Below are 25,469 nucleotides of genomic sequence, written 5' to 3'. Positions count from 1 at the left end.
GGCGAGCACCGCGCCCCCGGCGGCGCACCGATCCCCGGTCCGCTGCGCGGCGGTCGCGTCATCGGCATCCTCGAACGCGCCGCGGTCGCGGGCGCGGTGCTCGCCGGGTGGCCCGAGGGCATGGCCATCGTCCTGGCCGTCAAGGGCCTGGCCCGCTATCCGGAGCTGCGTGAACCCCAGGCCTCCGAGCAGTTCATCATCGGCACCGGCACCAGCGTGCTGTGGGCGCTCGCGGTGTGCGGGGTCGGATGGGCGCTGATCACCTGAGCGCCGCAGCCTCGTCCCGCACCGCGTCGTCGATCCGGCGCTGGATCCGGCGCATCCCGCGCAACCAGCGGTCGGTGTCGGCGGCGCGTCCCGCGTAGTACTCGGCGACCTCGGGATGCGGGAGGATCAGGAACCGCTCCCCGGACAGGGCGGCCATCACCGAATCGGCAACCTGCCCTGGCGTGAGCACACCGGTTTCGAAGACCACCCGTCCCGCGGCGTCGGTCGGCAGCAGGTCCGTCGCGACCCCCTGGGGGCACAGGCACTGCACGATCACTCCCCTGTCCCCGTAGGTCGCGGAGAGCCACTCCGCGTGGGCGACCGCGGCGTGCTTCGACACCGAGTACGGCGCCGACCCCAGCATGGTGAGCAGACCCGCCGCCGAGGCGGTGACGACGAAGCGGCCGCGGCCACGGTCGAGCCAGCCCGGGAGCAGCGCCCGCGCGGCGCGCACGTGCCCCATGACGTTGACGTTCCAGGACATCTCCCACGCGGCCTCGGCGTCGGGGCCGTCGGCGACCACGCCTGCGTTCGCGAACCACGCGTCGACCTCCCCGAGTTCGGCGACAGCCCTCGCGACGAGCGCGGCCACGCCCGCTTCCCCGGCGGCATCACCGGGGGCGGCGATGCCGCCGATCTCCCGTGCCACGGCGGCACAGGCGTCGGCGTCGCGGTCGTTCACGACGACCCGCGCGCCGGCCTCGGCCAGTCGGTGCGCGAGGGCGCGACCGATCCCGTTGCCGGCGCCGGTCACGACAACGCCTGCGTCGCGCAGCCAGTCCGGGTACTCGATCGTCTCCACCAGCTTCCTTTCTCGTCCGTTCGCCGCCCCGTGCGTGGTTTCGGTAGTGGGGACTACCGAAACCACGCACGGGGCGGATGCTCCGAGAGCGATCACATCTTGCTGAGAGCGTCGGTCCCGCCGGCGAGCATCGCCGCGACGACACCGACCGCCGTCACCCCTGTCATCACCAGCGCAACGGCGGCGACCAGCGGATAGCCGCCGTTGGACCAGTACTCGAACAGGATCGTGCCCATCACCTGGGTCTGCGAGGCCCGCACCAGCAGCGACGCGGTGAACTCGTGGGTGAGCAGGACGAACAGCAGTGCCGCGGTTCCACCGAGGCTGCCGCGCATGAGCGGCAGCAGGACCTTCACGTTGGTGGCGACGAACCCGGCGCCGCTCACCCGGGAGGCCTCGAGGTAGGCGTCGCCGAGTGCCAGCATCGACGACAGCTGCATCCGGGTCGCGAACGGCAGCATCAACGTGACGTACACCAGGACGACCACCCACGGGGTGCCGTAGAGGACGATCGGCCCCTGCGTGTAGGTGAGCAGGAACGCCGCACCGAAGATCACCGCCGGCACACCGAGCGGAATCGACACGAGGACGTCCGCGATCACCCGCAGCACCGGGTAGTTGCGTCCCCGGACGATCAGGTTCGCCGCGACGAACCCGAGCGGCAGCACGATCGCCATCGCGATCAGCGAGAACATCACGCTGTTGCCGATCGCGGTGGGGACCGCGGACCCGGAAAAGATCGTGCGGAAGTTGTCGAACGTCAGCGCCGAGAAGCTGATGGTGCCGCTCCAGTACCGCGACAGGGCCACGAACACCAGCGCCAGGATCGGCAGCACCGTCGACAGCAGCGAGAACAGCAGGATGATCGCCACCCCGGTCTTCGAGGGACGGCCCTGCGACCGGAAGGCCTTGCCGCCGTGGGTGACGAAGCGTCGTTGGTTGCCCAGCAGCGCCTTCTGCGCGAACACCACCACGATCCCGACGATCAGCAGCGGCGACCCGAGTGCGGCGGCGGTCGCGAACTGCGCCGGTGAGTCACTGATCTGGAAGTACATCTCCGTCGTCAGCACGCTCACACCGGTGTTGGTGCCCAGCAGCAGGGGTCCGGTGAACTGGCCCAGGCCCAGCAGCAGCGCCACGCCGGCGCCGTAGATCAGGGTCGGGCGCAGCAGCGGCAGCGTGATCTTGAAGAAGACCTTCCATTCCGGCATGCCGGACACCTGTGCCGCTTCGATCATCTCGGAGTTGATGTTCTCGAATCCGGACCGGACGAACATGTACACGAACGAACTCAGCGAGAACCCGGTGATGATCACGATCCACTGGATCGAGTAGATGTCGATCGGGCCTTCCTCCAGGTGCGACCACCACGGCAGATTCCGCAGCATCGCGTTGAGATAGCCCGGCCGGGGCGAGAGCAGGAATGCCCACCCGACGATCGCCGCGACCGCGGGAATCACGATCGGCAGGATGGGCAGGATCTCGAGCACCGCCAGCCGGCGCGGCAGGCGGTTCGCGCCCCACGCCAGCGCGGTGCCCAGCACCATCGCGATCGTCAGCGAGCCGAGCGCGAGACCGACCGTGTTCCACAGAATTCCACCGAGCCGTTCGAGACCGAACGCGCGCTCGTATCCCGCGGCTCCGTCCTCGAATGCGGTCGATTGCAGCCGCACCACCGGGACGACGACCAGATATGCCAGCAGCGCGACGAACGCCACGACACCCAGCCGACGCGCCACCGACCGGACGGCGTCGCTCTGCAATCCACCGGTGACACTCGGGCGCTGTTCGCCGATGTCGTTGCCCGGCAAGGTCACCACAGCCATCGCCCTCACCCCGCCAGGGCGCCGACGAGCGCCTGCTGAGGCATCGCGAGTGCGTTGCCGTCGGTGTCGAAGGTGCGGCCGTCGACCGGTTCGAACGCGAGAACCATCGCCGCGCCCCGGGAGACGGTCCGCGGTGCCCGGGACGAGTCGTACGTCGGGATCCGGGCGTGCAACTGCCGCCGTGCCGAACCCTCGACCGCCACCGAACACATGACATCCAGATGCAGGCCACCGTATTCGACATCGTCGACGTGCACCGCGATCCCGGCCTCGCCGGACCGCAGATCCGCCGCATCGGCGACGAGGCGCACCTTCTCCGGCCGCAACCGGATCACGAACGAGCCCACCGACGCCGCCGCTCGCGGCTGCATGCCGTGGATCTCGGCGCCCAGTGCGTACCACCGGCCGTCGACGTACTCGCACGGCAGCCGGTTCGACATGCCGGTGAAGCCGGCGACGTATTCGTCGACGGGTTCCTCGAACACCTCGCGCGGGGGGCCGATCTGCACGATCTGCCCGGCGCGCATGATCGCCATGCGGGTGCCGAGGGCGAGCGCCTCGCTCTGATCGTGGGTGACGAACACCGCGGTGAACGGCTTGCGCTGGTGCAGATCGTGCAGCTCGGCGCGGACCTGGTCGCGGAGCCGGGCGTCCAGGTTGCTCAGCGGCTCGTCGAACAGCACGAGGTCGGGGTGCGAGACGAGACCGCGAGCGAGCGCGACGCGCTGCTGCTGCCCACCGGAAAGTTCGGCGGGCAGCCGGTCGAGGAGGCGTTCGCAGTCGACGAGGGCCGCGGTCTCCTCGACCCGGCCGCTGTTGAGCGCGTCGGTGAGCTTGCGGGACTTGAGGGGGTACGCGATGTTCTTGCGGACGGTCATGTGGGGCCACAGGGCGTACGACTGGAACACCATGCCGATGAACCGCTTGTCGGGGGTCAGGTTCACTCCCCGCGCGCCGTCGAAGACGACCTGGTCACCGAGGGTGATCGAACCGCTCGCGGGTTGTTCGAGCCCGGCGAGGCATCGCAGCGTGGTGGTCTTGCCGCAGCCGGACGGGCCGAGCAGCACCAGGAATTCGCCGTCCTCGATCTCGAGGTCGAGGTGGTCGACGGCCACGGTCGGGGGCTTGCCGTCGAAGTTTTTCAGCAACTGGCGGATCGAGACATGGGACATCGTGGACTCACTTTCTGACCGGCAGGATTCAGGCCTCGGGGGCGAACAGGGCCGACGCCGGCTCGCGGAGACGGTCGGGGTTCGGGGCGTCGTCGGAGCGGGCGCTGTCGGTCGCGAGCAGATACAACCGTTGCGCGTGATCGTCCGCGCTTCCCCACAGCACGCTCGAGCCCAGGGCCCGGCGGTAGTAGAGGTGGGCGGTGTGTTCCCAGGTGAAGCCGATGCCACCGTGTACCTGGACGTTGGTGGCGGTCGCGAGATCCGCGGCGTCCCCGCAGGCGAGTGCGGCGATGGCGGCCGCTTCGGCGAGATCGCGATCGGTACCCTCCTCGACAGCCCAGATCGCGTGTGCCACAGCGGAATCGGCGAGTTCGACGGCGACGGCCACTTCGGCGAGCATGTGCTTGATGGCCTGGAACTCGCCGATGACACGGCCGAACTGGACGCGTTCCTTCGCGTAGGCGACCGCCGCGTCGAGGCACGCGCGGGCGACTCCGAGGCTGTCGCACGCCAACGCCACGAGAGCCTGATCGCGCACGCGGCCGGGTTCGGGGCGGTCGGTGAGCAGGGTCGCGGGGACGTCCTCGGCGTGGACTCGCGCCAGACCTCGGGTGGCGTCGGTCGTCTGCATCGGCTCCACCGTCAGATGGGTACGGTCGACCGCGTACAAGCCCAGGGATCCGTACCTGTCGACAGCGTGGACCAGGACCGTGTCCGCCGCAACTGCGTCGAGCACGAACTCCGCTCGGCCCGTGAGGGTCACGCCCTCGCCGCCGTCGACGGCACGGAAGGTGCCGTCACCGGGCGTGTCGAGATCGTCCCCGGGGACCACGGTGGCGACGATCCTCGTTCCCGAGGCGATCTCCTCGAGAAGGTCGCGGGCGAGGGGGTGCTCTGCGCAGCGCGCGAGCGCGGTGGCGGCGATGACGCTGCCGAGGACCGGGACGCGGGTCAGTTCCGCGCCGAGGGTTTCGAGGACGGCCGCCACGGTGGCGTAGGAGGTTCCGAGTCCGCCGTGAGTTTCCGGGACGGCGAGGGCACCGACTCCGATCTCGCGGCCGAGCACGGACCACAGGTCGTGGTCGAGGGGACCGTCGCGGTAGACCCGCTCGGACCGTCCGTCGGCCGGGTCGGCTCTGCCGACGGCGGCCCGGATGGTGTCGACGAGGAGCGCCGTGTCCTCTGCGCCGACCGCGCTCGAGAGAATCATGCTGTCGCCTTTCCTGGGGGTGCCGGAGCCGGTTGGACTGCTGCCGGCGTCGGGGATCTGCTCAGTCCGAGGACGGGAGGGGGCGGGCCTGTTTTTCGGCGAGCACCGCGTCGCCGATCGCCAGGGGGCCGGCGCCGGGCCGTACGCACAGCACCTCGACTCCCCCGCCCTCGTATCGCTTTCCGATGAGCAGTCCCGGAGTCGTCGCCGCCGGGGCGGCCGGTGCCGCGTCGGCGGACATCGGCTCTCCCCCGCACAGCAGGGGGCCGGCCACGTTGTCGTCCACACGGACGATCACGACTTCCGCGCCGCACACGGGGCTCTTGAGACGTTCTCCGACCTTCATGTTTCATTCCTCTCGTGTCCGGGACCGGTTCGGTCACCGGAGGCTCGCCGGGGGTGCCGGGATCGGCGCCCCCGGCGGCCGGGGGTTGTTACTGACTGGAACCGAACAGCCGCGCGAACTCGGCCCGGAAGGCCTCGGTGTCGTCGGCGGTGACGATCCGGCTGTTGACCCAGATGTCGTCCGCGGACGTCGCGGCCGTGGAGATGCCGGGCAGCACGGAGCCGGCGCGGTCGGCGACGGCCTCCTGTCCCGCCTTGGTCACCAGGAAGTTCGCGAACAGCTGTGCGGCGTTGGGATGGGGCGCGTTCGCCAAGACTCCGGTGAGGAAGGGAGCACCGAAGACCGGTGAGGGCAGACCGGAATCGACGGGCGCGCCGGCTTCTTTTTCCGCGGTGAGCGGCATGGTGTAGACGGCTGCGGCGATTTCACCGGAGGTCAGCGCCTGGGCCATCGCCTGGGCGCCCGGGTAGGTGCGGGGCTTCTGGCCCGCGAGCTTCTCGACGAAGTCGGGAGACACCGTGTCGCCCAGGAAGTCGTAGAAGTCCACGACCGCGGACGACACCGGAAGCATCACGCCGATCTTCCCGTCCGCGAGCGAGGGATCGAGCAGCCCCTCGTATCCGTCGATGCCGTCCGGGACCCGGCTGGTGTTCCAGCCGTAGGTGAGAACCGCAGCCGACGAGAGGAAGATCCGGTCGTCGTCGCGCAGGAACTTCTCGCGGTCGAACTCGGCGGCGCCGAAGGCCGGGCCGGTGACCGGGACGAAGTACCCCTCGGCCAGGCGCGTGTCCACCCAGGGCCGGGAGGCGGTTGCGATGACGTCGGCCGTATGACGACCGGTTTCCGCTTCCGCCGCGAGCTTGGTCTGGAGGTTGGCGTCGTTGTCGCGCACGATCTCGACCTCGATGCCGTACGCCGACTCGAATCGGGAAGCGAGTTCCTGGAGGTTGTCCGTCGGCTGGCCGGTGAAGTAGGTGACCGAGCCCTCCTGCTCGGCAGCCTCGACGAGCTCCGCCCAGGCGCTGTCTCCGGCGGGGCCGAGATCGTCGGCGGAGACCTCGGTCGTGGCACCGGATCCACACCCAGCGACAGCGAAGGTCACTGCGGCGATACCTATTCCGGCGATCGAGCGACGAAGCGACGCGAATCTCATGGCAGACCTTTCGGGGAGGTTTTGAAAGAGTCGAGCGACGTGCGCCGGGGACGCACGGGGTCGAACGGTGGGTCGCGGAGGGTGCTCAGCTTCCGGAGGTGGCACGGCCGTGGACGCGACTGCGCGCCTCACGCCAGGTCAGGCCGCGGTCCGCACGAGCCTCCGCGGGGAGTCCCAGAAGCCGCTCGGCGACGATGTTGCGCTGGATCTGATCCGAGCCGCCGGCGATGCTGTAGCCGGGGGCGCCGAGAACGTGCGCATTCCATTCGTAGGTACCGGGGATACCGGTGTCGGCGATGAGGTTGCGGCCCAACACCGTTCGGGCTGCAGCGGAGACCGCGGCAAGCTTGTCGACCCACTGGATCTTGCGGACCGATCCGATCGCCGAGGGAGCGGCTCCGCCGTCGCGCGCCTGACGGTCGCGCAGCAGATCCACCGCGGCCAGCTGCTGACGCAGATACACCCGGGCCAGCTGCTCCCGCACGCGCGGGTCCTCGTCACGGCCGAGCCGCCGGGCCGTGGCGACGAGCTGGGAGAACTGTCCGCCGACGTTCGCGGTGTTCGAACCGCCCTCGCGCTCGAAGGCGAGCGTGGTCAGGGCGACGGACCATCCCTTTCCCACCTCTCCGAGACGCAGGGAGTCGGGGATGCGGACCCGATCGAGGAACACCTCGTTGAAGCTGCTGCCTCCGGACATCTGCCGGATCGGGCGGATCTCGACGCCAGGGGCGTCGAGGGGCACGAGGAATGCGGTCATGCCCTGGTGCTTCGGCTGATCGGGATCGGTGCGGGCGATGAGTTCACCCCATTCGGCGAACTGTGCTCCGGACGTCCAGACCTTCTGCCCCGAGACGATCCAGTCGTCACCGTCCCGCACCGCGCGAGTTCCCAGATTCGCGAGGTCGGAGCCGGCATCGGGCTCGGAGAACAGTTGGCAGGCAAGAAGCTCACCGCGAAGCATCCGCGGCAGGAACCGCTGCTTCTGCTCGTCGGTACCGAGGAGCCTGATGGTGGGGGCGATGAGGTGCAGGGTGACCGAGACGAGCTCGTGCGGCGGGAGCGGGCACAATTCGTTCTCGATCCGCGCGAAGGCTTCGGCGATCTCGGTTCCGGCTTCCGCGCCGCCGTACTCGCTCGGCCATCCGAGCGCTCCGTAGCCGGCGTCGAACTTCTCGCGCTGCCAGGTGCGGTGGCGGTCGAGGAGCGCTCGCTCCTCGTCTTCGCCGAGATCGTGGAAGACCGAGACGTCGTACTCGTCCTCGCGGACGGTGAACGCCAGTCGGGCCAGGGTGTCGGTCACCCAGGTGCGGGCACGGGTCTCGAATTCCGAGAGGGACATGAATACTCCACTGGCTGAGGCTGTCCGGGGGACGGGACAGTCGGGCTTCTGGTCGGTCCGCGGCCGGTGGCAGAAACTATCCGCTCGGCATCCATTGGGAACATACGCATATTAACGGAGATTTGGATCACAGTCCAGCAGTACGGGAGACGCGTGTCACCCCGCGACCGCCGGCCCGGCGCGGACCGCCGGTGCCGGCCCCGCACGTCGCGCGCGGGGGCCGGCACCTGGGACTCGAGGACGTCAGTCCAGGTTGTAGAGGGCCGCGGCGTTGTCGTGGAGGATCTTGCGCGCGTCTTCCTCCGACAGGTGCGCGAAGTTGCGCCGGAGGTAGTCGTCCGGGCGAATGGCATCGCTCGCCGGTCCCGGGGACATGGACGTGGGGTGGGGGTAGTCGGTCTCGTAGAGCACGTTGTCGGCGCCGAGCTGTTCGATCGCGCTGCGTGCGGAATCCTGCTCGAACCAGAAGCAGCCGAAGATCTGCCGCTTGAAGTATTCGCTGGGCAGCAGTTCGTAGTTCGGGTGCTCCTTGTGCACGCCGCTGTTCCGCCACTGCCAGTCCATGCCCTCGAGCGCGAACGGCATCCAGCCGATACCCGATTCGACCGAGACGAACTTCAGATCCGGGAAGCGGTCGCAGATGCCGCCGAAGATGAGCTGGGAGATCGTCCGGGCGTTGTCCATGAAGAACGAGATGCCCATCATGCCGTAGTTGGCCGCCACGCCGTTGCTCTCGTGCCCGAAGCCGCTCAGATCGACCTCACCGGAGGCGATGTGGAAGTTGATCGGCAGCTTCTTCTCCTGCGCCGACGCCCACAGCCGGTCCCAGTACGGGTCGGTCAGCATCGGCAGCCCGAAGGCGGCCGGGTTCTGGGTGAACACCAGGCCCTTGTGCCCGGCGGCCGCGACACGCTCGACCTCGGCGAGGGTGGCCTCCATGTCCCAGAAGGGCAGGATGCCCACCGGAACGTAGCGGCCCGGCGCGAACTGCGCCCATTCGGTCAGGTAGTCGTTGTAGGCGCGGACACACTCGAGCTGCAGTTCGTTGGAACCGTTGGACTGCAGCGTCTTCTGGCTGAAGACCGCGACGTTCGGGTACAGGATCTGCGCGTGGATGCCGTAGTCGTCCATGAGCGCCAGGCGCTTGCCCGGATCCCACGAGCGCGGATCGGTGTCGACGAAGCGCGGAGGGCAGCTCGGCGGGTACTCGTGCCAGCCGGCCATCGCCGGGGCGCCGACGGCGCTCATACGGGTTCCGGAGACGAACCACGCCTCGTCGCCGCGCGCCTCGTCCCACCGCACGTGAGGAACGAGATCGCCCCACTTCTTCGACATCCGGGACGTCCACAGGTCCGGCGGCTCGACGACATGGGTGTCGGTGTCGATGATCTTGATATCTCGAAGGTCGTACACGAGAACTCCTCTTGTGGAGATAGGGAAGGGAAACTGTCGGTGCGCAGGTGCGCGGGAGGCGGCGACCTCAGGTCGCAGCCGGAAGGCTCCGTCGGATCGGGCCGGAATCTCTGTCCGGTCGGGCGGAGAGGCTCTACTTGATCGCGCCGGCGATCTTGAGTTCGACGATGCGGTCCCAGTCCAGACCGTGTTCGAGCAGCACCTCGTCGGTGTGTTCTCCGTGATGAGGGGCTCGCGTCAGCGTCGGGGCCTGCCCGCCGAAGGAGGTCGGTGCCGTCACCATGTCCAGGGTCCGCCCGTCCTCGTACTCGACGGTGCGGACGAAGCCGTTGGCCAGGGCCTGCGGATCCGACAGCACGTCGATCGGCTTGCGGAAGACGTCCCACTGGCCTTCCTGCTTGCCGAGGATGTCGGTCCACTCGGCGAGGGTGCGCTGTTCGAAGACCTCGGTCAGGATCGCCGTGCACTCACGGGAATTGCGCGCGCGGTCCTCGAAGGTCGCGAAGCGCGGATCGTCGATCAGGTGGGACAGGCCGATCGCCTCGCACAGGCCGGGCCAGAACTTCTGGCTCTGCAGCAGCGCGAGATGGATGTAGCGACCGTCGCTGGTCCGGTAGATGTTCGAGACGGGGTTGACCGGGTTGTGGCGGTCGGGATACGGCAACTCGTCGGCGCCGACCATCTGGCAGCCCGCGATCGTCGCCTGCATCGCCCACGCACCGACGGAGAACAGCGAGGTATCCACGACGATGCCCTCACCGGTGCGTTCACGGTGGAGGAGGCCGGCCGCGATCCCACCGGCCAGGGCCATGCCGCTCTGGGAGTCGCCGAAGGCGGGTCCCGGCATGTTGGCAGGCCAGTCCAGGTCGTCCGGAGCGATGGACCCGGCGGCCCCCGAGCGTGCCCAGTAGGTGATGCCGTCGAAGCCGCCCTTGTCGCTGTCCGGGCCGGCCACGCCCTGGGCGGTGCCCCGCGCGTACACGATCCGGGGATTGCGGGCGAAGATGTCGTCGACGTCGATGCCGAGTTTGGCGCGCGCATCGGGCAGGAAGTTGGTCATGAAGACGTCGGCGGATTCGACGAGCTTCATGAGGACCTCGCGGCCCTCCGGGTGGGCGATATCCAGTGCGACGGCACGCTTTCCGCGGTTGTTGATCTCGAACAGGCTCGCGAGGCCGTCGACGTGGGCGGGGACACCCCAGGCCGCGGTGGACCGGGTGGGGTCACCGAAATCCGAGTGCTCGACCTTGACGACGTCGGCTCCCCAGTCGGAGAGGATCGCGGCCGCCGAGGGGACGAACGCGTACAGCGCCACCTCTACGACCTTGATCCCGTTCATCACCGTGGTCATCGAGTGTTCTCCTTCGTCGTCTCGCGGCCGCGAACGGCCGCGCGCAGGATGGGAAGTCAGCGCCGAACGACTCCGCGAGAGGCGGTCCGGAATTCGGCGGATGCTCGGACGTGAGCTGAAAACACCGTAACTATAGCAATGTTTTGTGCGTTGTACATCACAATTTTCGGGAGGCCGTGAGGCGACGCCGCGCGGGATGGGTCAGTAGAGCGACTCACCCCCATCCACCACGAGGTTCGTGCCGGTGACGAACGCCGAATCCGGACTCGCGAGATACAGCGCGGCAGCGGCCATGTCCGCCGGGGTTCCCGCCCTGCCCATCGGCACGGTCGCGGCCCGCTCGTCGAACAGGTTGTTGCGGTCCTGGGCCAGTGGGGTCGCCGTGATACCGGGCGACAGCGCGTTCACGCGCACCCCGGTGGGCGCGAGCTCGTAGGCCGCGAGGCGGACCAGCTGGTTGAGTCCCGCCTTCGAGGTGCCGTAGGGAACGAGCGAGGGACGCGCACCGAGCGCCCGGATCGAGGAGACGACGATGATGGACCGGTTTTCGTCCGTGCGCTCGACCATCGATCGCGCCGCCGCCTGCACGCAGAGGAACGTCCCCGTGAGATTCAGGTCGATGCAGTCCTGCCATTGCTGCGGTGTGAGTTCGAGGAAGGGCACCACGCTCCCGCTGCCGGCATTGGCGACGAGTACGTTGAGCGGCCCGTTCCGGTCCTGGGCGGTTTCGAACATCGCGGCGATCGAATCCGCGTCGCTGATGTCCGCGACGACGCCCGAGACCCGAGCCGTGTCCTCGCACCGCGTCTGCAGTCTCCCGACCGCCGCGTCGAGCACCTCCGGCCGGCGTGCCGCGAGGGAAACCGTCGCGCCCGCTTCGAGCAGACGTTCGGCGATCCCGTAGCCGATTCCTTCGCTGCCCCCGGTAACCAGGACATGCTGACCGGCGAGAGTCCTTGCGCCCGTATTCGTTGCGGAAATGTCGCGTGTAGGTGTGTTCTGAGTCATAGAAAGTGGTATAGCATTAACCAACCGAAACATACATATATTTGGGGGTAGCCTTGATCGCGGAACTCTCTCCCTATACTCGGCCGCACGCTCACCCCCGCCCGGACGAGTGCGGGTCCCTGCAGACGACGAGGACACCATGACTCGCAACTTCACAAGTTCGCAGTCGGATACCGCCGCGCGACGACGCGCGGTAGCCATGACTCGCAACGAAAAGGTCTCGCGCACCGTGGCACGCATGGTCGCCAGGGAGATCGCAGACCGGCAGCTGGCTCCCGGTTCACCCCTCGAGGCCGAATCCGAGATGGCGCGGCGCTTCGGCGTCGGCCGTGCGTCCGTTCGCGAGGGGCTGCGCCTGCTCGAGGCGCAGGGCCTGGTGACGGTACGGCAGGGACTCGGCGGCGGACCGATCGTCTCCGAACCCACGGGGAGCGAATTCGGCGACACCCTGTCGATGTATCTGCAGGCGAAAGGCGTTCGATTCCGTGAGGTCGCCGAGGCGGCACTGGAGATGGAAGGCCTCGCGGCCGCGATGCTCGCCGATCGCGTCGCAGCGGGCGAGGACGTCGATCTCGACGCACTGGCCGGCAAACACATCGTGCCGGAGATGTCCGACGACGAAGTCATCGACACCGCAGTCGGATTCCACCAGACACTGCGGGAGATGTCCGGAAACTACATCCTCACCCTCACCGGGTCGGCGCTCGCGCACATCTACACCTTCCGCATGCTCGAAGCGCACCCCGATGTCTGGGACGACGAGGAGCGCGAAGGCTTCGAAGGACCCCACAAGGCGATCCACAACGCCATCGCCGCCGGCGAGTCCGAACTTGCCCGCCGTCTCGCACGCGAGCACATGCGCGAGGTGATCGACAATCTCTCCGCTCTGAACCCCCGGATGCTGAACGAACGCGTGGATTGGCGCTGACTGTCCCACCTTTCGGTCTCGACCTGCATCCCGGGCACCCACCCGTGACCTGAACATCGACCACCGGCGATCCGGCGCGCCCGCACGGCCGCCGGATCGTCGCCGCAGGTCGTCGTACCGAACCGGAGATCAGCTTGCCGTCGAATCCTGTTCCCGATCCGAAACGTCCACGCGGGCGCACCGCACTCCCCCGCGCGGGCTGGGCGGTCGCCTTCGCCACGGTCGGGGTGTTCATGGGCATCGGGGTCGTGAGCCCGATCCTTCCGTCCGTCTCCAGCGAACTCGGCGGGTCGCCGGCCCAGGTGTCCCTGCTGTTCACCAGCTACATGGCGGTGATGGGCCTGGCGATGGTGGTCACCGGATGGATCTCGAGCCGGATAGGGGCACGTACCACCCTGCTGATCGGCCTGTCGCTCATCGCACTTGCCGCGGTGGGATCGAGCGCATCGTGGGCCCTCGGGCAGATCATCGGGTTCCGCGCCGGATGGGGGCTCGGCAACGCACTGTTCGTCGCGACGGCCCTGGCCGCGATCGTGGCGACGATGCCCGGACACCATTCACGCGCGATCACCTGCTACGAAGCCGCAGTGGGCGCCGGGATCGCCACCGGCCCGCTGCTCGGTGGCATCCTGGGGCAGATCTCCTGGCGCGCCGCGTTTCTCGGCTCCGCCTCCCTGATGGCTCTGTCCTTCGTCGTTCTGGCGGTGGTTCTTCCTCGCACGCCGGGAGCATCCGAACCGACCGCGATCACCGCACCCTTTCGCGCCCTCGCCCATCGGGGGCTGTTCTCGGTCGCCGCGGTGTCGCTGCTCTACCATCTCGGACTCTTCGCGTTGTTCTCCTACGGACCGTTCGTGCTGGGATTCTCGCCCGTTCGAACAGGTTTCATCTTCTCCGGCTGGGGCGTGTGCCTGGTCTTCGCGTCCGTCGTGGCCACACCCCGCCTGAGAGTATCGGTGGGCGCCGTACCGACCGTCGCGGCCGCTCTCGTCCTGTTCGCGACGACTCTCGCGATCGTCGCCGTCTTCACGGACAACCGCGCGGTCGTAACGACCTGCATCATCGTCTCCGGCCTGTTCGTCGGACTGCTCAATGCGCTCGTGACCGAGATCGGGATGCAGGTGTCCACCGTGGACGGAGCCACCGCGGCGGCGAGCTACAGTTTCGTCCGCTTCGGCGGCGGCGCCTGCGCACCGTGGCTTGCCGGGTGGCTCGGCGAGGTCACCAACCCGCACGTGCCGTTCGCGGTGGCCGCGGGCGCCACCGCACTCGGACTGGGGGCCCTTGCATTCGGCCGACGAAGCCTGTCCGAGCTGCCCCGTCGCGGAGCCCCCGGTCCGCGGCCCCACGACCGGCAGACCCCTGCGGAGGGCGGGCCGATCGCGCCTGCCGCCGGCCCTTCCACGATCAGGGGGTGACGTAGACCACTGGACGCGCTATGCTCCTAACAACCTAAATATACGCATGTTTTCGGGCGCTCTTCTGCCCGGACGGCAGCTACCCTTCCCGGCATCGAAAGGCCTCTCATGAGCGAACTTTCCCTCGGATCCGGTTCCGTCGTCGTGACCGGCGGAACCGGTGGTCTCGGCACCGCGGTCACCGAACGTCTCCTCGCGACCGGCTCGCGGGTCGTCGTCCCCTGGTACGACGAGGCCGAAGCGAGTCGGCTGACGCCACACCCCGATCTCGTCCTCGTCAAGGCCGATCTGTCCGACGAGAACGACGTCGAGCGGGTCGTCGGCCTCGCCACCGCGGACGAATCCCGGCCGTTGACCGGACTGGTCAACCTCGTCGGAGGCTTCCACTCGGGGAGCCGCGTCCACGAGACACCCGTCGACGTGCTCGACGCCCAGCTCTCCCTCAACCTGCGGATCGCCTACCTCGTCACCCAAGCGGCACTGCCCGAACTCATCCGGCGCGGTGGCGGTTCGGTCGTGTGCATCGGTTCGGCAGCCGCGACACACCCGTTCCCGGGCGCCGCCGGCTATATCGCCTCGAAAGCCGCTGTCGCAGCGCTGGTCCAGAGCATGGCGGTCGAGTACGCTCCCGACTCGATCCGTGTCAACGGCCTGGTGCCGTCCATGATCGACACCCCTGCCAACCGACAGGCCATGCCGAACGCCGACACCTCCTCATGGGCCCGCCCGGCCGACATCGCCGAGGTCATCGCGTTCCTGCTGAGCGACTCCGCCCGGTCGGTGACCGGCGCACTGATCCCCGTCACCGGGACCACCGCCGGTCATTGATCGCACACCCCGTGGACGCAGGAGGACCCCGCAGCCGAAGCCGCGGGGTCCTCCTGCGTTCGGTTCACCGAAGGCCCAACGCGGACCTCACGCCGAGCCGGTCCGCGAGGGCCGCCAGGTTTGCACGTCGCTCCGCGACGGTCGCACCCTTCCAGCCCGCGTCCGCCCACACGACGAGGTCGTCGAGTCCGTGTTCCCGATACCGTTCGAGATCGGCCGCGGTGGTCTCCTCGGTCACCTCGACCCGCACGTAGCACGGGAACTCCGCGTTCCCGCCCGTCTCCAGGCGGTGCCGGCGCAGTACGCCCACCAACTCCACGGCCTCCTCGAAAGTGGGTGTGCCCGAGGAGATCCAGGCGTCACCGAGACGAGCTGCACGAGCAAGCGCGCGGGGCCCGTTGCCCCCGTAGACGACCGGCACGGCCACGGGTCGAGGATGCAGCCGGACCTCGTCGAACCGATAGAAGGTGCCCTCGTGGGAGAACGACTCGCCGCCCCACGCCTTGCGCAGGATCTCCACGCACTCGTCGGTGCGGGAGAACCGCCCGGCGAAGGGCACGTCGAGCGCGGCGAACTCCTCTTCGAGCCACCCGGCGCCGACACCGAACAGCAGCCTCCCGCAGCTGAGTTCCTGAACGGTGATCGTGCTGCGCGCGGTGTGCAGGGGATGACGCAGCGCGGTGACATACACGGCCGTGCCGAGCCTCAGGCGTTCGGTGACCGCCGCGATCGCCGCGTGCAGGGCGAGCGGATCGGTGAGTTCGGTCGTGTCGTCGACGATCGGCCCCGAGTGATGCTGGCGGGTCCCCGCCGACGGGTGCTCGCTCGCGTACGCGGCCGGGTGCAGCACGTGCTCCCCCAGCCACAGCGCGTCGAACCCCAGTTCGTCGGCGGCGCGGGCCAGCTCGAGCGCGTCGTGGGGGGTGGTTCCGTAGGTGCACAGTCCGAGCGTGGACACGGTCTCTCCTCGAGGTCGGGTGACGGCGACATTCGTGTGGTGGCGGCGTTCGTAGAACGCCGAAGGGGCACGTCCGGTGGCACGAGGCGGCCGGACGTGCCCCTTCGAGGCGGACTCCCGGTCAGGCCGGGAGCAGCCCGAGCGCCCGGCGCGCGAGCGGCGCGACGAGCTCCCCGCGCTGTCCCATCCGCGGATCGGTGGTCTCCCCGCGCACGAACCGCGCGTAGAGCTGCTGCAGGATGACCACGGTCTTCCAGCAGCCGAAGGCCTCGTACCAGTCGATGCGCGAGAGGTCGAGCTCGCTGCCCGAGGCGTAGCGCTCGACGATCTCCGCCCGCGACGGCAGGTCCAGTGCGTGCATGCCCGGCACCACGATGAACGCCGCATCCGAATCCGGGTCGACGGTCCGGTCCGGCCAGTAGTTGAGCAGGGTGCCCAGGTCGACCAGCACGTCACCGGTGGTGGCCATGTCCCAGTCGAACACCGACTTCACCCGATCGGGGTTCTCGTGCGGGAACTGGCAGTTGTCGACCTTGTAATCGTTGTGCACGATCCCGGCCCGCTGACTCGCCGGAACATCGGCCCGGATCCGACGGCCGACCTCCTCGACGAGTTCGGCGACCTCGCGTCCGGGCGCGTACTCGGCAACCGCGTCCCACCGGGCCGACCAGCCGGCGACCTGCCGTTCCAGATATCCCTCCGGCCGGCCGAGATCGGCGAGATCACACGACGCCGGGTCGACCGCGTGCAGATCGGCGAGCGCATCGACCACGGCGAAACCGATCCGCCTTCCGGCATCGGCGTGCTGCGCCATCGAGTCCGGGATCTCGTCCCAGACCACGACTCCTTCGCGGTACTCGGAGACGAAGAACTCGGCCCCCACGACGGAGGTGTCCGCGCAGTGCAGCAGCGCGCGCGGAGCCCGGTCGTATGCGCGGTACAGGCGGGAGAGCACCCGGTGCTCACGCGCCATGTCGTGTGCGCCGCGCGCGATCTTCCCGAAGGGCGGCCGCCGCACGACCAGAGGCCGGTCTCCGAAGGACACCCGGTAGGTCAGATTCGCGGAGCCGCGCGGGAACTGCAGCACGGAGAACTCCCCGTCGAGTCCGTCGACGTGGGACCGCAGGTACGTCTCGAGCGCGTCCCAGTCGAGTTCCTCACCGGGACGGACGGGGGCGACCTCGACGCGCGGCTCCTCCGCGACACCGGTCATCACTGCACCCCCAACGCGGGCAGCCCGAACTTGGCCTCCGCTGCGGCGTCCTGGGCGAGCAGGTGGGCCGTGGGGAACAGTCCCTCGGCCGGCGTCGCCGTCTTCAGCAGCTGCTTGGCGATCTGCTGCTTGTGCAGTTCGGTCGCGCCGTCCGCCAGGCCCATGTGGTAGCTCTCGAGCAGCCACTTGCCGAACGGCATCTCGGTGGAGATGCCGAGCGAGCCGTGCAGCTGGATCGCGCGGGAGACGACGTTGTTGAGGACCTTCGGCATCACCATCTTCACGGCGGAGATGTCTGCGATGACCTTCTTGTAGTCGTCGAGCCGGTCGATTTTCCACGCGGTGCGCAGCACGAGGAGACGGAACTGCTCGAGGTCGACCCACGACTCGGCGATCATGTCCTGCACCATCTGCATGTCCGCGAGCGAGCGGCCGCGGGTCTGCCGCGACACGGCGCGTTCGAGCATCATCTCCAGCGACGCCTTGACCAGGCCGACGGTGCGCATCGCGTGGTGGATGCGACCGCCGCCGAGCCGGGTCTGGGCGACGGCGAAGCCCTCGCCCTCCTCCCCGAGCAGGTGGTCGGCGGGGACGCGCACGTCGGTGTAGCGGATGTAGGCGTGGGTGCCCTCGGATTCCTGGTGACCCCACACGCTGACGTTCCGGACGATCTCGATGCCCGGCGTGTCCATGGGGACGACGAACATCGACGCCCGCTTGGTGCGGGGGGCGTCGGGGTCGGTCACGGCCATCACGATGAGGAACGACGAGAACCGGGCGTGCGAGGAGAACCACTTCTCGCCGTTGATGACGTAGTGGTCGCCGTCGCGGACGGCGCGGGTGACGAAGCTCGTCGGGTCCGAGCCGCCCTGGGGTTCGGTCATCGAGTAGCAGGAGACGATGTCGCCGTCGATGAGCGGCTGCAGATAACGCTCCTTCAGTTCCGGTGTGCCGTAGTGCGCGAGGATCTCCGCATTACCGGAATCCGGTGCCTGGCAGCCGAACACGACCGGCCCGCTGTGGGTGGCGCCGAGGATCTCGTTGAGCAGCGCGAGCTTGAGCTGGCCGTAGCCGGGCCCGCCGAGCTTCGGGCCGAGATGGCAGGCCCACAGGCCCTGCTCCCGCACAATCTGCTGCAGCGGACGGATGAGTTTGTTGCGCGTCGGATCGGTCACGTCCCACGCGTGTTCGATGACGCGGTCGACGGGCGCGACCTCCTCGTCGACGAACTTCTGCACCCAGTCCAGCTTCGCCTGGAACTCGGGGTCGGTTTCGAAATCCCATGCCATGTCGATCGTCTCCTGCCGTTGTCGTGAAGATTCGGGGTGGTCAGCGCGTGAGGACGGTGCACGCACTGATACCGGGGGCGCCGTAGACGTGGGTGAACCCGACCTTCGGGTCACCCGGGACCTGCCGGTCTCCGGCGGCACCGCGCAGCTGCACGACGTTCTCGTACACCTGGCGCAGGCCGGTCGCGCCGATCGGTTCGCCGTTGGCGAGGCAGCCGCCGTCGGTGTTGACGGGAATCGCCCCGCCGATTTCGGTGGCGCCGGACCGGATGAGGGTCTCCTGCTCGCCGTGCTTGCACAGGCCCGTCTCGGCCAGGTGCATGATTTCGGCACCGGCCTCGGTGTCCTGGATCTGCGCCACGTCGACGTCGCTCGGGTCGATCCCGGCGGCCTCGAACGCCGCCCGGGAGGCGGTCACCGTCGGCCCGTCGGCCCGTTCGGGTGAGGTCCACGGGCTGAACACCTCGAACGAACCGAACAGCCGGGACCGCAGTTCGGCGGCCTCGAGGAAGACCGGGGTGTCGGTGTAGCGGTGGGCCTGGTCGGCGCGGGCGAGCACGAGCGCGACCCCGCCCTCTGCCGGGGAGCAGAACATGTACTGGGTGAGCGGGTCGTTGACCATCGTGGCGCCGGCGATCTCCTCCTCGGTCAGAGGGGTGCGGCGCCACGCGTGCGGGGCGAGCGAGCCGTTGCGGAACGCCTTGGCGGCCACCGTGGCCAGCAGCGATTTCGGCAGTCCGTGTTCGACGAGGTACCGCTGGATCTTCATGGCGAAGAACTGGGTGGTGACCATCATCCCGGACTCGCCGTACCAGCGGCCCAGCCCGTTGTCCTCGGGGCGCGGGTTGAACGCGCCGCGGGGATGCTTGTCGAACCCGACGACGAGACCGAGATCGGCCTCGCCGGACCGGATCCGGCTGACCGCCGAGGTCAGCGCGCTGCCGCCGGTGGCGCATCCGTTGGAGACGTTGACGAAGGGCAGTCCGGTCAGGCCCAGGGTGGACACGAGGGTGTCGGCGTTGCCGGCGGAATCGCTGCCGCCGTAGGCGAACTGGATGTCCTTGAACTCGACTCCGGCGTCGGCCATCGCCTGCCGGGCCGCGTAGGCGCCCTGTTCCAGGCCGCTCACGCCCTCGGTGCGGCCGAACCTGTGGATGCCGATACCGACGATCGCGACCTTCATGCCGTCTCCTCCTTGCTCGGTGCGAATGCGAAGGTGACGACCTCGGTGCCGTCGTCGTCGACATGGTTGACGATGCTGCACAACCGCATCGGCATCCCGATCTCCAGCGACTCCGGGTCGTTCACGGTGAGACGGGACTCGACGATCACGTCACCGAGGTCGATGTAGCCGACCCCGAAGGGGGTGAACGGTTCGGTGTGCAGGAACGGCTTCTTCGGGGCGAAGGACTGCACGGTGTAGGACCAGAGCACCCCCTCGGTGGGCAGAGCCTCGGGGTTCATCTCCGCGGCGCCGCAGCGGGGGCAGCTGTGCTGGATCGGGAAGGTGACGGTCGCGCAGCGGGCGCAGCGGGCACCGCGCAGCGCGCTGCTCGGGTCGTCGTCCACGAACAGGACCGGGTCGATCGGTCGGGTGGGTGCCGTGGTCATTCGTCCTCCCCGGTTCCGGCGCTCGCGCGCTCGGTGTCGATCTCCCAGACGGGCAGGACCACGGGGTTTCCGGCGGCGTCCTCCCCGAGGTCCTCGAAGGTGCAGCGGACGGGGGTGCCGGCGGTGACCTCGGCGCGACCGGGCAGGTTACCGATCAGGCGCACGCCGGCCGCCTCGCCGTCGAGGTCGACGACGATCACGGTGTACGGCACCGGGAACAGCGGATGGACCTGATGTTCGACGACGGTGTGGCTGTACACGGTGCCGGTGTGGGCTGCCGGCTTCCACGACACCTCGGTGCTCGCGCAGTACACGCAGCGGGGCCGCGGCAGGTGGATGCGCCGACCGCAGTCCTCGCAGGTGAGGATCTCGATGCGGTTCTCGGCTGCGGCGGAGAAGAAGCCGGCGCTTCCCCGTTCGGTGACGAGGGGACGGAGCCGGGCGGTGGTAGCCGCGCTCGCGGCTGCGGCGGCGCTCATGCCGCCACCAGGATCAGCGCGGATGCCGCCGGCGGCGGAGCCGAGGTGACCAGGGAGACCTGTGCACCCTCGACCTGACTCGTGGAGGTGCCGCGGATCTGCCGCACCCCTTCGACGACGTGGTTCATTCCGTGGATGTATCCCTCGGACATGTGTCCTCCACTGGTGTTGATCGGTATCGCTCCGCCGAGATCGATCTGGCCCTCGGCGAGGAAGTCGCCGGTGTCGCCGCGCTTGCAGAACCCGTAGTCCTCGAGCTGGATGAGGGCGGTGATCGAGTAGCAGTCGTAGATCTGGGCGACGTCGACGTCCGCCGGTCCGAGACCGGCCCGGCTGTAGAGCGTCTCCTGGCATTCCCGCGACGGCAGCGCGGTGATGTCCTCGCGCATGAGCGTCGGGTACATCAGGCCCGGCTGCGGATGACGGCAGGTCGACATCGCGACCGACCGGATGAGCGCCGGAGCCTGCCGCAGGTCCTTCGCGCGTTCGGCGGTGGTGACGACGACCGCTGCGGCACCGTCGGTTTCGAGACAGTAGTCGAACAGCCGCAGCGGCGACGACAGCATGCGCGAGTCGAAGTAGTCGTCGAGCGTCATCGTCCGGTCGTACATCTGCGCGGCAGGATTCGCATTGGCACGCTTGCGGGTCACCAGAGCGATCTGCGCCAGTTGCTCGGAGGTCAGACCGGTCTGGGTCATGTAGCGCTGGGCCACCAGCGCGAAGTACTGGCCGGACGAGAGCAGCCCGTAGGGGCCGAAGAACTCCTCGAAAGTCTCGTTGCCGCCCACCTCCGGGGTGACGACCGGAGACAGACCGAAGCGGCGGCCGGAGCGGCCGTTGAGCGAGCGGAAGACGACCACGGTGGTCGCCTGACCACTCATGATCGCGGCGACGGCCTGGGCGACCATCGCGGCCGGGCCGGAGCCGCCGGGGCCGGCTTCGCCCCAGTAGGTCAGGTGCGGGACGCCGAGGCCGTCGGCGAGGGCCGCGCACGAGACGAGATCCATGTCGTTGCGGACGACGCCGTCGACGTCGGCCGGGGTCAGTCCGGCGTCCTCGAGGGCCGCCGCGGCGGCCTCGACGGCGAGCGCCGTGACGGAGACACCGGAGTCCTTCGAGAACGCGGTGGTTCCGATTCCTGCGATGGCGCAGGCATCCCTGCGCCAGGTCGGGTCGGTGGGCATGTGTGAGTCACCTCTGTGTCGTGCCCGCTGCGAGCGGGCGGGAAGTCAGTTCGCGGTCAATCCGCCGTCGGCGGCGATCGCTGCGCCGGTCACGAAGGAGGCGTCGTCGGACAGGAGGAAGGCCACCACCGACGCCATCTCGGCCGGTTCCGCCGAGCGCCCGAGCGCGGTGTTCTCCACCACCCGGCTGCGGGTCGGTTCCGGTTCCGGGCCCTGCAGCGCCCGTGAGTTCACGCGCAGGCCCGTGGTCACGAGACCGGGGCACAGGCAGTTCGCTCGGATGTTCCGGTCCGCGTAGCCCATGGCAACCGACCGGGTGAGCTGCAGGACACCGCCCTTGGACGCGTCGTAACCGGGGGTGTTCAGGTTGGTCGCCACCAAGGATGCGACCGAGCCGACGGTGACGATCGAACCGCCGCCGGCCTCGAGCAGGTGCGGCAGGGTGGCACGCAGCGGCAGGAAGGTGCCGGTGAGGTTGACCCGCAGGATGCGTTCCCAGTGGGCGAGTTCCATCTCGTGGAGCATCGCCGTCCCGTTGACCCCCGCGCAGGTCACCACACCGTCGAGGCCTCCGAACTCGGCGACCGCCGCAGCCACGGCCTCCTCGACGGAGGCTTCGTCGCCGACGTCGCACCGCAGCCCCAGCGTCTGCGCGCCGGTCTCCGCAACCGCGTCGGACACCGACTCGGCGGCCACACCACGAGCATCGGTCACCGCGACCGCTGCGCCCTCGGCGGCGAGTCGCTTCGCGACGGCTTCGCCGATGCCGCTGCCACCACCGGTGACGAAGATCCGGCGTCCTTCGAGCCTGCGCGGCACCGGGGCGGTCTCGGGCCGGGTTTCGTTGTCCAGAGCAGTCACAGTCGTACCCCCGCGTCGACCGGCAGTGCCACGCCGGTGATGAAACGGGCTTCGTCCGAGGCGAGGAACAACACGGCGTTGCTCATGTCCTCGGGCGCGACCCAGCCGATTCCCATGGGGTTGCGGTCCTTCGAACGCTCCCACAGGTCATCGGGCCCGGGGTTCTCGAGATCGGGCCCGAAGATCCGGAAGGTCGCGTCGTTGTGCAGCATCGGGGTCTCGACGGCGCTGGGGTTGACCGTGTTGACGCGGATGCCGTGGGGGCCGAGTTCGGTGGCCAGCGTCCGCATGAGGCCGACGACGCCGCTCTTCGAGGCGTTGTAGTGCCCGATGTTGGCCGAGCCGAGCATCGCCTGGATGGAGCTGGTGATGACGATGGAACCGCCCCGACCGCCGCGGATCATCTCGGGGACGACGGCACGGACGGTGTGGAACACGCCGGTGAGGTTGACGTCGAGCATGTCCTGCCATTCGGCGTCGCTCAGCTCCCAGGTGGGCCGGAAGCCGACGATGCCCGCGTTGGCGCACACGATGTCGATGTGCCCGAAGGTCCCGATCGCGGCGGCCACCGCCGCATCGAGCTGCGACTGGTCCCGGACGTCGGCTACGCGGGACAGCACCTTCCGGCCGGTCGCGGCGACCAGCGCCTCGGTCTCCTTCAGGTCGTCCTCGGTGGCGAGGGGGTACGGCACCGAGTCGATCGGCGCGCACACGTCCAAGAGGACGACGTCCGCACCTTCCTCGGCGAGACGCAGGGCGTGCGAGCGGCCCTGGCCGCGCGCCGCGCCGGTGATCAGCGCGACTTTTCCTTCAACTCTTCCCATGGGGGTGACTCCTTCTCCGGCGATCCCGGGACTACTGGTTGAACAGGCGGCCGAAGCGGGCCTTGAGATCCTCGAGTGCTGCCGGGGTCATCGCCTCGGTGTTCTGCGGGGCGACCTTGTCGACGGTGGTGACGGACGAGGCGATGTTCGGCAGGACCGCGGCGTTGCGGAACGAGATGGCTTCCTGACCGGCCGGCGTGATCATGTAGTTGGCCAGGACCTGTGCCGCGTTGGGATGCACGGCGTCGGCGAGGATCGCGGTGTACATGGGGGCGCCCCACACGACGTCTCCGAACGCCGAGTCGACGGGCGCGCCGGTCTGCTGTTCGCTCTTCTGGTCCTGCACGAACGCGGCGACGGCGATCTCACCGGAGGCGAGGGCCTGCGCCAGCGGCAGTGCGCTGGGGTAGATCCGCGGGGTCTGGGCGGCGAGCTTCTCGAGGAAGCCCTCTCCCCCGACCTGTTCGAGGTAGCTGTCGTAGAAGTCGACGTGGGCGGTCGAGGTGGGGGTGACGATGCCGATCTTCCCGCCGGCGAGGGACGGATCCAGCAGGTCGCTGTAGCTGTCGATGCCGTCGGGCTGTCGCTGGGTGTTCCAGCCGAAGGTCAGCACCGAGGCGTTGGTGACGAAGTAGCCGGTGTCGTCCTTCAGCGTCGTCACGTCGTATTCGCTCGCGGAGTCGGTGAAGGCGGGGCCGACGGGTGCGGCGAAGGCTCCGTTCGCGCCGTTCTCCACGGCCCAGGGGACGCTGGCCTGGGTGACGATGTCGGCGACACGGTTGCCGGTCTCCGCCTCCGCGCCGATCTTCTGGTGCAGGTTCGCGTCGACGTCACGCACGACGTTGAGACGGATGCCGTAGTCGGCCTCGAAACGGCGGCCGAGTTCGGCGAGAGCGTCCGCGGCGTTCGACGAGTAGATCGTGACCTCGCCCTCCGCCTTGGCCGCCTCGACGATCTGCTGCCAGGCATCATCGCCGGCCGGACCGGTGGATCCGATCGAATCGGACGAGATGCGGTCGTCGCCGCCGTTTCCGCCGCAGGCCGCGACAGCCGCCGCGAGGGCACCTGCGGTCAGGGCCGACAGGAAGGCACGCCGGGTGCGGCGGGTGTGGATGGGGTTCATGTGGGGCTCCTGGTGGTCGGTCGGGGTGGGACCGAGATCTGTCAGGGGGTGGAGGTGCGGCCGCCGTCGACGGGGATCACGGCGCCGGTGGTGTAGGTCGAGCCCGGTCCGGCGAGATACAGTGCTGCACCGACGATCTCGTCCGGATTTCCCGCGCGCTGGAGAGGCATCCCCCGGAACAGCTCATCGGCCGATTCCATGTCCCAGGCCTTGCTGATGTCCGTGAGGAAGGCACCGGCCATGATCGTGTTGACGCGCACGTTGGGCCCGTAGGCCTGGGCGAAGCCCTTGGTCAAGGTGTTGAGCCCCGCCTTGGCGGCCGCGTACGGCAGGTCGGTGGTCATCGGCCGCTCGGAGGCGATCGAGCTGATGTTGATGATCGATCCCCCGGAACCGGCCGCCATCCGGGGCCCGACGAGGCTGGTGAGCCGGAACGCGCCCTTGAGGTTGACGCCGATCACCTTGTCGAACAGTTCTTCGGTGACCTGGTCGAGGCTCGGGTACAGCGGCGCCATGCCCGCGTTGTTGACGAGGATGTCCAGGTGCCCGAACTCGTCGTAGATCCGTTCGACGAGTGGTTCGTGAGCGTCCCAGTCACCGACGTGGAAGGCGAGCGGAAGTGCCTTGCGGCCGGTGGTCTCGGCAACCTCGGCGGCCAGCTTCTCACAGCTGTCGACCTTGCGGCTGACGATGACGGTGTCGGCGCCTGCGTTCGCGAAAGCGAGAACCATCTCGCGGCCCAGGCCGCGGCTACCGCCGGTGACGAGCGCGACCTTTCCTTCGAGAGGAAGTGGATGCGAAGTCATGATGGCTCCTGTCGATGAGGTCGGCGCCGGGGGCGCCGACCTCATCGACAGGAGCCATCA

At 68.8% G+C, this 25,469-nt stretch carries 24 protein-coding genes and 1 pseudogene; 4 read left to right on the top strand and 21 right to left on the bottom strand.

Going from position 1 to position 25,469, the window contains the following annotated elements:
* A pseudogene (locus M1M07_RS27890) lies at positions 1 to 267 on the top strand (hypothetical protein); the annotation flags it as partial.
* Here M1M07_RS27890 and M1M07_RS27885 read toward each other — a convergent pair.
* The 10 genes from M1M07_RS27885 to M1M07_RS27840 form a co-directional block, all read right to left on the bottom strand.
* A complete protein-coding gene (locus tag M1M07_RS27885) occupies positions 260 to 1,069 on the bottom strand; it encodes an SDR family oxidoreductase (protein WP_248676245.1) in 810 nt (269 codons plus the stop codon). The pseudogene M1M07_RS27890 and the gene M1M07_RS27885 overlap by 8 nt on opposite strands.
* Before the next feature lie 92 nt (positions 1,070 to 1,161).
* A complete protein-coding gene (locus M1M07_RS27880; protein ID WP_197252273.1) occupies positions 1,162 to 2,895 on the bottom strand; it encodes an iron ABC transporter permease in 1,734 nt (577 codons plus the stop codon).
* Positions 2,896 to 2,900: 5 nt separating this feature from the next.
* Positions 2,901 to 4,067 (bottom strand): ABC transporter ATP-binding protein, encoded by a 1,167-nt coding sequence (locus M1M07_RS27875; RefSeq protein ID WP_248676244.1) that lies wholly within the window; start codon positions 4,065 to 4,067, stop codon positions 2,901 to 2,903.
* A 28-nt stretch (positions 4,068 to 4,095) separates the two neighbouring features.
* Entirely contained in the window at positions 4,096 to 5,277 is a 1,182-nt protein-coding gene (locus tag M1M07_RS27870; protein WP_197252271.1) for an acyl-CoA dehydrogenase family protein, read from the bottom strand.
* A 61-nt stretch (positions 5,278 to 5,338) separates the two neighbouring features.
* The gene (locus M1M07_RS27865) at positions 5,339 to 5,623 is read right to left on the bottom strand and encodes a hypothetical protein (RefSeq protein ID WP_197252270.1); all 285 of its coding nucleotides are present in this window, start codon (positions 5,621 to 5,623) and stop codon (positions 5,339 to 5,341) included.
* A gap of 88 nt (positions 5,624 to 5,711) precedes the next feature.
* Positions 5,712 to 6,776, bottom strand: a complete 1,065-nt coding sequence (locus M1M07_RS27860) for an ABC transporter substrate-binding protein (RefSeq protein WP_197252269.1) — start codon at positions 6,774 to 6,776, stop codon at positions 5,712 to 5,714.
* Between the two features lie 85 nt (positions 6,777 to 6,861).
* On the bottom strand, positions 6,862 to 8,115 hold the full coding sequence (locus tag M1M07_RS27855) for an acyl-CoA dehydrogenase family protein (protein ID WP_197252268.1): 1,254 nt from the start codon (positions 8,113 to 8,115) through the stop codon (positions 6,862 to 6,864).
* Positions 8,116 to 8,358: 243 nt separating this feature from the next.
* Complete coding sequence (locus tag M1M07_RS27850) at positions 8,359 to 9,528, bottom strand: amidohydrolase family protein (RefSeq protein ID WP_197252267.1); 1,170 nt, start codon at positions 9,526 to 9,528, stop codon at positions 8,359 to 8,361.
* Positions 9,529 to 9,661: 133 nt separating this feature from the next.
* Positions 9,662 to 10,879: a CaiB/BaiF CoA-transferase family protein gene (locus tag M1M07_RS27845; protein WP_197252266.1), complete on the bottom strand. Its 1,218-nt coding sequence runs from the start codon at positions 10,877 to 10,879 to the stop codon at positions 9,662 to 9,664.
* Between the two features lie 201 nt (positions 10,880 to 11,080).
* On the bottom strand, positions 11,081 to 11,887 hold the full coding sequence (locus tag M1M07_RS27840; protein ID WP_197252265.1) for an SDR family NAD(P)-dependent oxidoreductase: 807 nt from the start codon (positions 11,885 to 11,887) through the stop codon (positions 11,081 to 11,083).
* A gap of 199 nt (positions 11,888 to 12,086) precedes the next feature.
* Between M1M07_RS27840 and M1M07_RS27835 the strand changes: the two genes are divergently transcribed.
* The 3 genes from M1M07_RS27835 to M1M07_RS27825 all read left to right on the top strand — a co-directional run bounded on the left by M1M07_RS27835 (position 12,087) and on the right by M1M07_RS27825 (position 15,061).
* Positions 12,087 to 12,815, top strand: coding sequence for a FadR/GntR family transcriptional regulator (locus M1M07_RS27835; protein WP_231610541.1), 729 nt, complete (start codon positions 12,087 to 12,089; stop codon positions 12,813 to 12,815).
* A 134-nt stretch (positions 12,816 to 12,949) separates the two neighbouring features.
* Positions 12,950 to 14,233, top strand: coding sequence for an MFS transporter (locus tag M1M07_RS27830; RefSeq protein ID WP_197252263.1), 1,284 nt, complete (start codon positions 12,950 to 12,952; stop codon positions 14,231 to 14,233).
* A gap of 108 nt (positions 14,234 to 14,341) precedes the next feature.
* Entirely contained in the window at positions 14,342 to 15,061 is a 720-nt protein-coding gene (locus M1M07_RS27825) for an SDR family NAD(P)-dependent oxidoreductase (RefSeq protein ID WP_197252262.1), read from the top strand.
* Between the two features lie 64 nt (positions 15,062 to 15,125).
* Here M1M07_RS27825 and M1M07_RS27820 read toward each other — a convergent pair whose 3' ends face one another.
* The 11 genes from M1M07_RS27820 to M1M07_RS27770 all read right to left on the bottom strand — a co-directional run bounded on the left by M1M07_RS27820 (position 15,126) and on the right by M1M07_RS27770 (position 25,409).
* The gene (locus tag M1M07_RS27820) at positions 15,126 to 16,019 is read right to left on the bottom strand and encodes a TIGR03619 family F420-dependent LLM class oxidoreductase (protein WP_248676243.1); all 894 of its coding nucleotides are present in this window, start codon (positions 16,017 to 16,019) and stop codon (positions 15,126 to 15,128) included.
* Between the two features lie 121 nt (positions 16,020 to 16,140).
* Positions 16,141 to 17,232 (bottom strand): phosphotransferase family protein, encoded by a 1,092-nt coding sequence (locus M1M07_RS27815; protein WP_197252260.1) that lies wholly within the window; start codon positions 17,230 to 17,232, stop codon positions 16,141 to 16,143.
* Positions 17,232 to 18,521 carry an acyl-CoA dehydrogenase family protein gene (locus tag M1M07_RS27810; protein WP_197252259.1) on the bottom strand — a complete coding sequence of 430 codons (1,290 nt, stop codon included), beginning with the start codon at positions 18,519 to 18,521 and terminating at the stop codon, positions 17,232 to 17,234. The genes M1M07_RS27815 and M1M07_RS27810 overlap by 1 nt, the downstream gene beginning before the upstream one ends.
* Before the next feature lie 40 nt (positions 18,522 to 18,561).
* A complete protein-coding gene (locus M1M07_RS27805) occupies positions 18,562 to 19,704 on the bottom strand; it encodes a thiolase family protein (protein WP_197252258.1) in 1,143 nt (380 codons plus the stop codon).
* The gene (locus M1M07_RS27800; protein ID WP_197252257.1) at positions 19,701 to 20,132 is read right to left on the bottom strand and encodes a Zn-ribbon domain-containing OB-fold protein; all 432 of its coding nucleotides are present in this window, start codon (positions 20,130 to 20,132) and stop codon (positions 19,701 to 19,703) included. The genes M1M07_RS27805 and M1M07_RS27800 overlap by 4 nt, the downstream gene beginning before the upstream one ends.
* Positions 20,129 to 20,611, bottom strand: a complete 483-nt coding sequence (locus M1M07_RS27795) for a Zn-ribbon domain-containing OB-fold protein (RefSeq protein ID WP_197252256.1) — start codon at positions 20,609 to 20,611, stop codon at positions 20,129 to 20,131. Before M1M07_RS27795 ends, M1M07_RS27800 begins: the two co-directional genes overlap by 4 nt.
* Complete coding sequence (locus M1M07_RS27790) at positions 20,608 to 21,795, bottom strand: lipid-transfer protein (RefSeq protein ID WP_197252255.1); 1,188 nt, start codon at positions 21,793 to 21,795, stop codon at positions 20,608 to 20,610. The genes M1M07_RS27795 and M1M07_RS27790 overlap by 4 nt, the downstream gene beginning before the upstream one ends.
* A 45-nt stretch (positions 21,796 to 21,840) precedes the next feature.
* A complete protein-coding gene (locus M1M07_RS27785; RefSeq protein WP_248676242.1) occupies positions 21,841 to 22,656 on the bottom strand; it encodes an SDR family NAD(P)-dependent oxidoreductase in 816 nt (271 codons plus the stop codon).
* Positions 22,653 to 23,480 (bottom strand): mycofactocin-coupled SDR family oxidoreductase, encoded by an 828-nt coding sequence (locus M1M07_RS27780; RefSeq protein ID WP_197252254.1) that lies wholly within the window; start codon positions 23,478 to 23,480, stop codon positions 22,653 to 22,655. Before M1M07_RS27780 ends, M1M07_RS27785 begins: the two co-directional genes overlap by 4 nt.
* Before the next feature lie 31 nt (positions 23,481 to 23,511).
* Positions 23,512 to 24,603 carry an ABC transporter substrate-binding protein gene (locus M1M07_RS27775; RefSeq protein ID WP_197252253.1) on the bottom strand — a complete coding sequence of 364 codons (1,092 nt, stop codon included), beginning with the start codon at positions 24,601 to 24,603 and terminating at the stop codon, positions 23,512 to 23,514.
* Positions 24,604 to 24,644: 41 nt separating this feature from the next.
* Positions 24,645 to 25,409 (bottom strand): SDR family NAD(P)-dependent oxidoreductase, encoded by a 765-nt coding sequence (locus M1M07_RS27770; protein ID WP_248676241.1) that lies wholly within the window; start codon positions 25,407 to 25,409, stop codon positions 24,645 to 24,647.
* Positions 25,410 to 25,469: the final 60 nt, after the last annotated feature.

Source organism: Rhodococcus sp. HM1 (genome assembly GCF_023218075.1).
GTDB lineage: Bacteria > Actinomycetota > Actinomycetes > Mycobacteriales > Mycobacteriaceae > Rhodococcus.
This window is presented reverse-complemented; position numbering and strand designations above follow the sequence as displayed.

What these genes read in the sequence shown, in the direction of transcription:
- M1M07_RS27790 (WP_197252255.1), bottom strand. Translation starts at nt 21,795, where the DNA reads ATGCCCACCGACCCGACCTGGCGCAGGGATGCCTGCGCCATCGCAGGA.
- M1M07_RS27860 (WP_197252269.1), bottom strand. Translation starts at nt 6,776, where the DNA reads ATGAGATTCGCGTCGCTTCGTCGCTCGATCGCCGGAATAGGTATCGCC.
- M1M07_RS27800 (WP_197252257.1), bottom strand. Translation starts at nt 20,132, where the DNA reads ATGACCACGGCACCCACCCGACCGATCGACCCGGTCCTGTTCGTGGAC.
- M1M07_RS27805 (WP_197252258.1), bottom strand. Translation starts at nt 19,704, where the DNA reads ATGAAGGTCGCGATCGTCGGTATCGGCATCCACAGGTTCGGCCGCACC.
- M1M07_RS27795 (WP_197252256.1), bottom strand. Translation starts at nt 20,611, where the DNA reads ATGAGCGCCGCCGCAGCCGCGAGCGCGGCTACCACCGCCCGGCTCCGT.
- M1M07_RS27825 (WP_197252262.1), top strand. Translation starts at nt 14,342, where the DNA reads ATGAGCGAACTTTCCCTCGGATCCGGTTCCGTCGTCGTGACCGGCGGA.
- M1M07_RS27810 (WP_197252259.1), bottom strand. Translation starts at nt 18,521, where the DNA reads ATGGCATGGGATTTCGAAACCGACCCCGAGTTCCAGGCGAAGCTGGAC.
- M1M07_RS27780 (WP_197252254.1), bottom strand. Translation starts at nt 23,480, where the DNA reads ATGGGAAGAGTTGAAGGAAAAGTCGCGCTGATCACCGGCGCGGCGCGC.
- M1M07_RS27845 (WP_197252266.1), bottom strand. Translation starts at nt 10,879, where the DNA reads ATGACCACGGTGATGAACGGGATCAAGGTCGTAGAGGTGGCGCTGTAC.
- M1M07_RS27775 (WP_197252253.1), bottom strand. Translation starts at nt 24,603, where the DNA reads ATGAACCCCATCCACACCCGCCGCACCCGGCGTGCCTTCCTGTCGGCC.
- M1M07_RS27855 (WP_197252268.1), bottom strand. Translation starts at nt 8,115, where the DNA reads ATGTCCCTCTCGGAATTCGAGACCCGTGCCCGCACCTGGGTGACCGAC.
- M1M07_RS27835 (WP_231610541.1), top strand. Translation starts at nt 12,087, where the DNA reads ATGACTCGCAACGAAAAGGTCTCGCGCACCGTGGCACGCATGGTCGCC.
- M1M07_RS27815 (WP_197252260.1), bottom strand. Translation starts at nt 17,232, where the DNA reads ATGACCGGTGTCGCGGAGGAGCCGCGCGTCGAGGTCGCCCCCGTCCGT.
- M1M07_RS27770 (WP_248676241.1), bottom strand. Translation starts at nt 25,409, where the DNA reads ATGACTTCGCATCCACTTCCTCTCGAAGGAAAGGTCGCGCTCGTCACC.
- M1M07_RS27870 (WP_197252271.1), bottom strand. Translation starts at nt 5,277, where the DNA reads ATGATTCTCTCGAGCGCGGTCGGCGCAGAGGACACGGCGCTCCTCGTC.
- M1M07_RS27880 (WP_197252273.1), bottom strand. Translation starts at nt 2,895, where the DNA reads ATGGCTGTGGTGACCTTGCCGGGCAACGACATCGGCGAACAGCGCCCG.
- M1M07_RS27875 (WP_248676244.1), bottom strand. Translation starts at nt 4,067, where the DNA reads ATGTCCCATGTCTCGATCCGCCAGTTGCTGAAAAACTTCGACGGCAAG.
- M1M07_RS27865 (WP_197252270.1), bottom strand. Translation starts at nt 5,623, where the DNA reads ATGAAGGTCGGAGAACGTCTCAAGAGCCCCGTGTGCGGCGCGGAAGTC.
- M1M07_RS27840 (WP_197252265.1), bottom strand. Translation starts at nt 11,887, where the DNA reads ATGACTCAGAACACACCTACACGCGACATTTCCGCAACGAATACGGGC.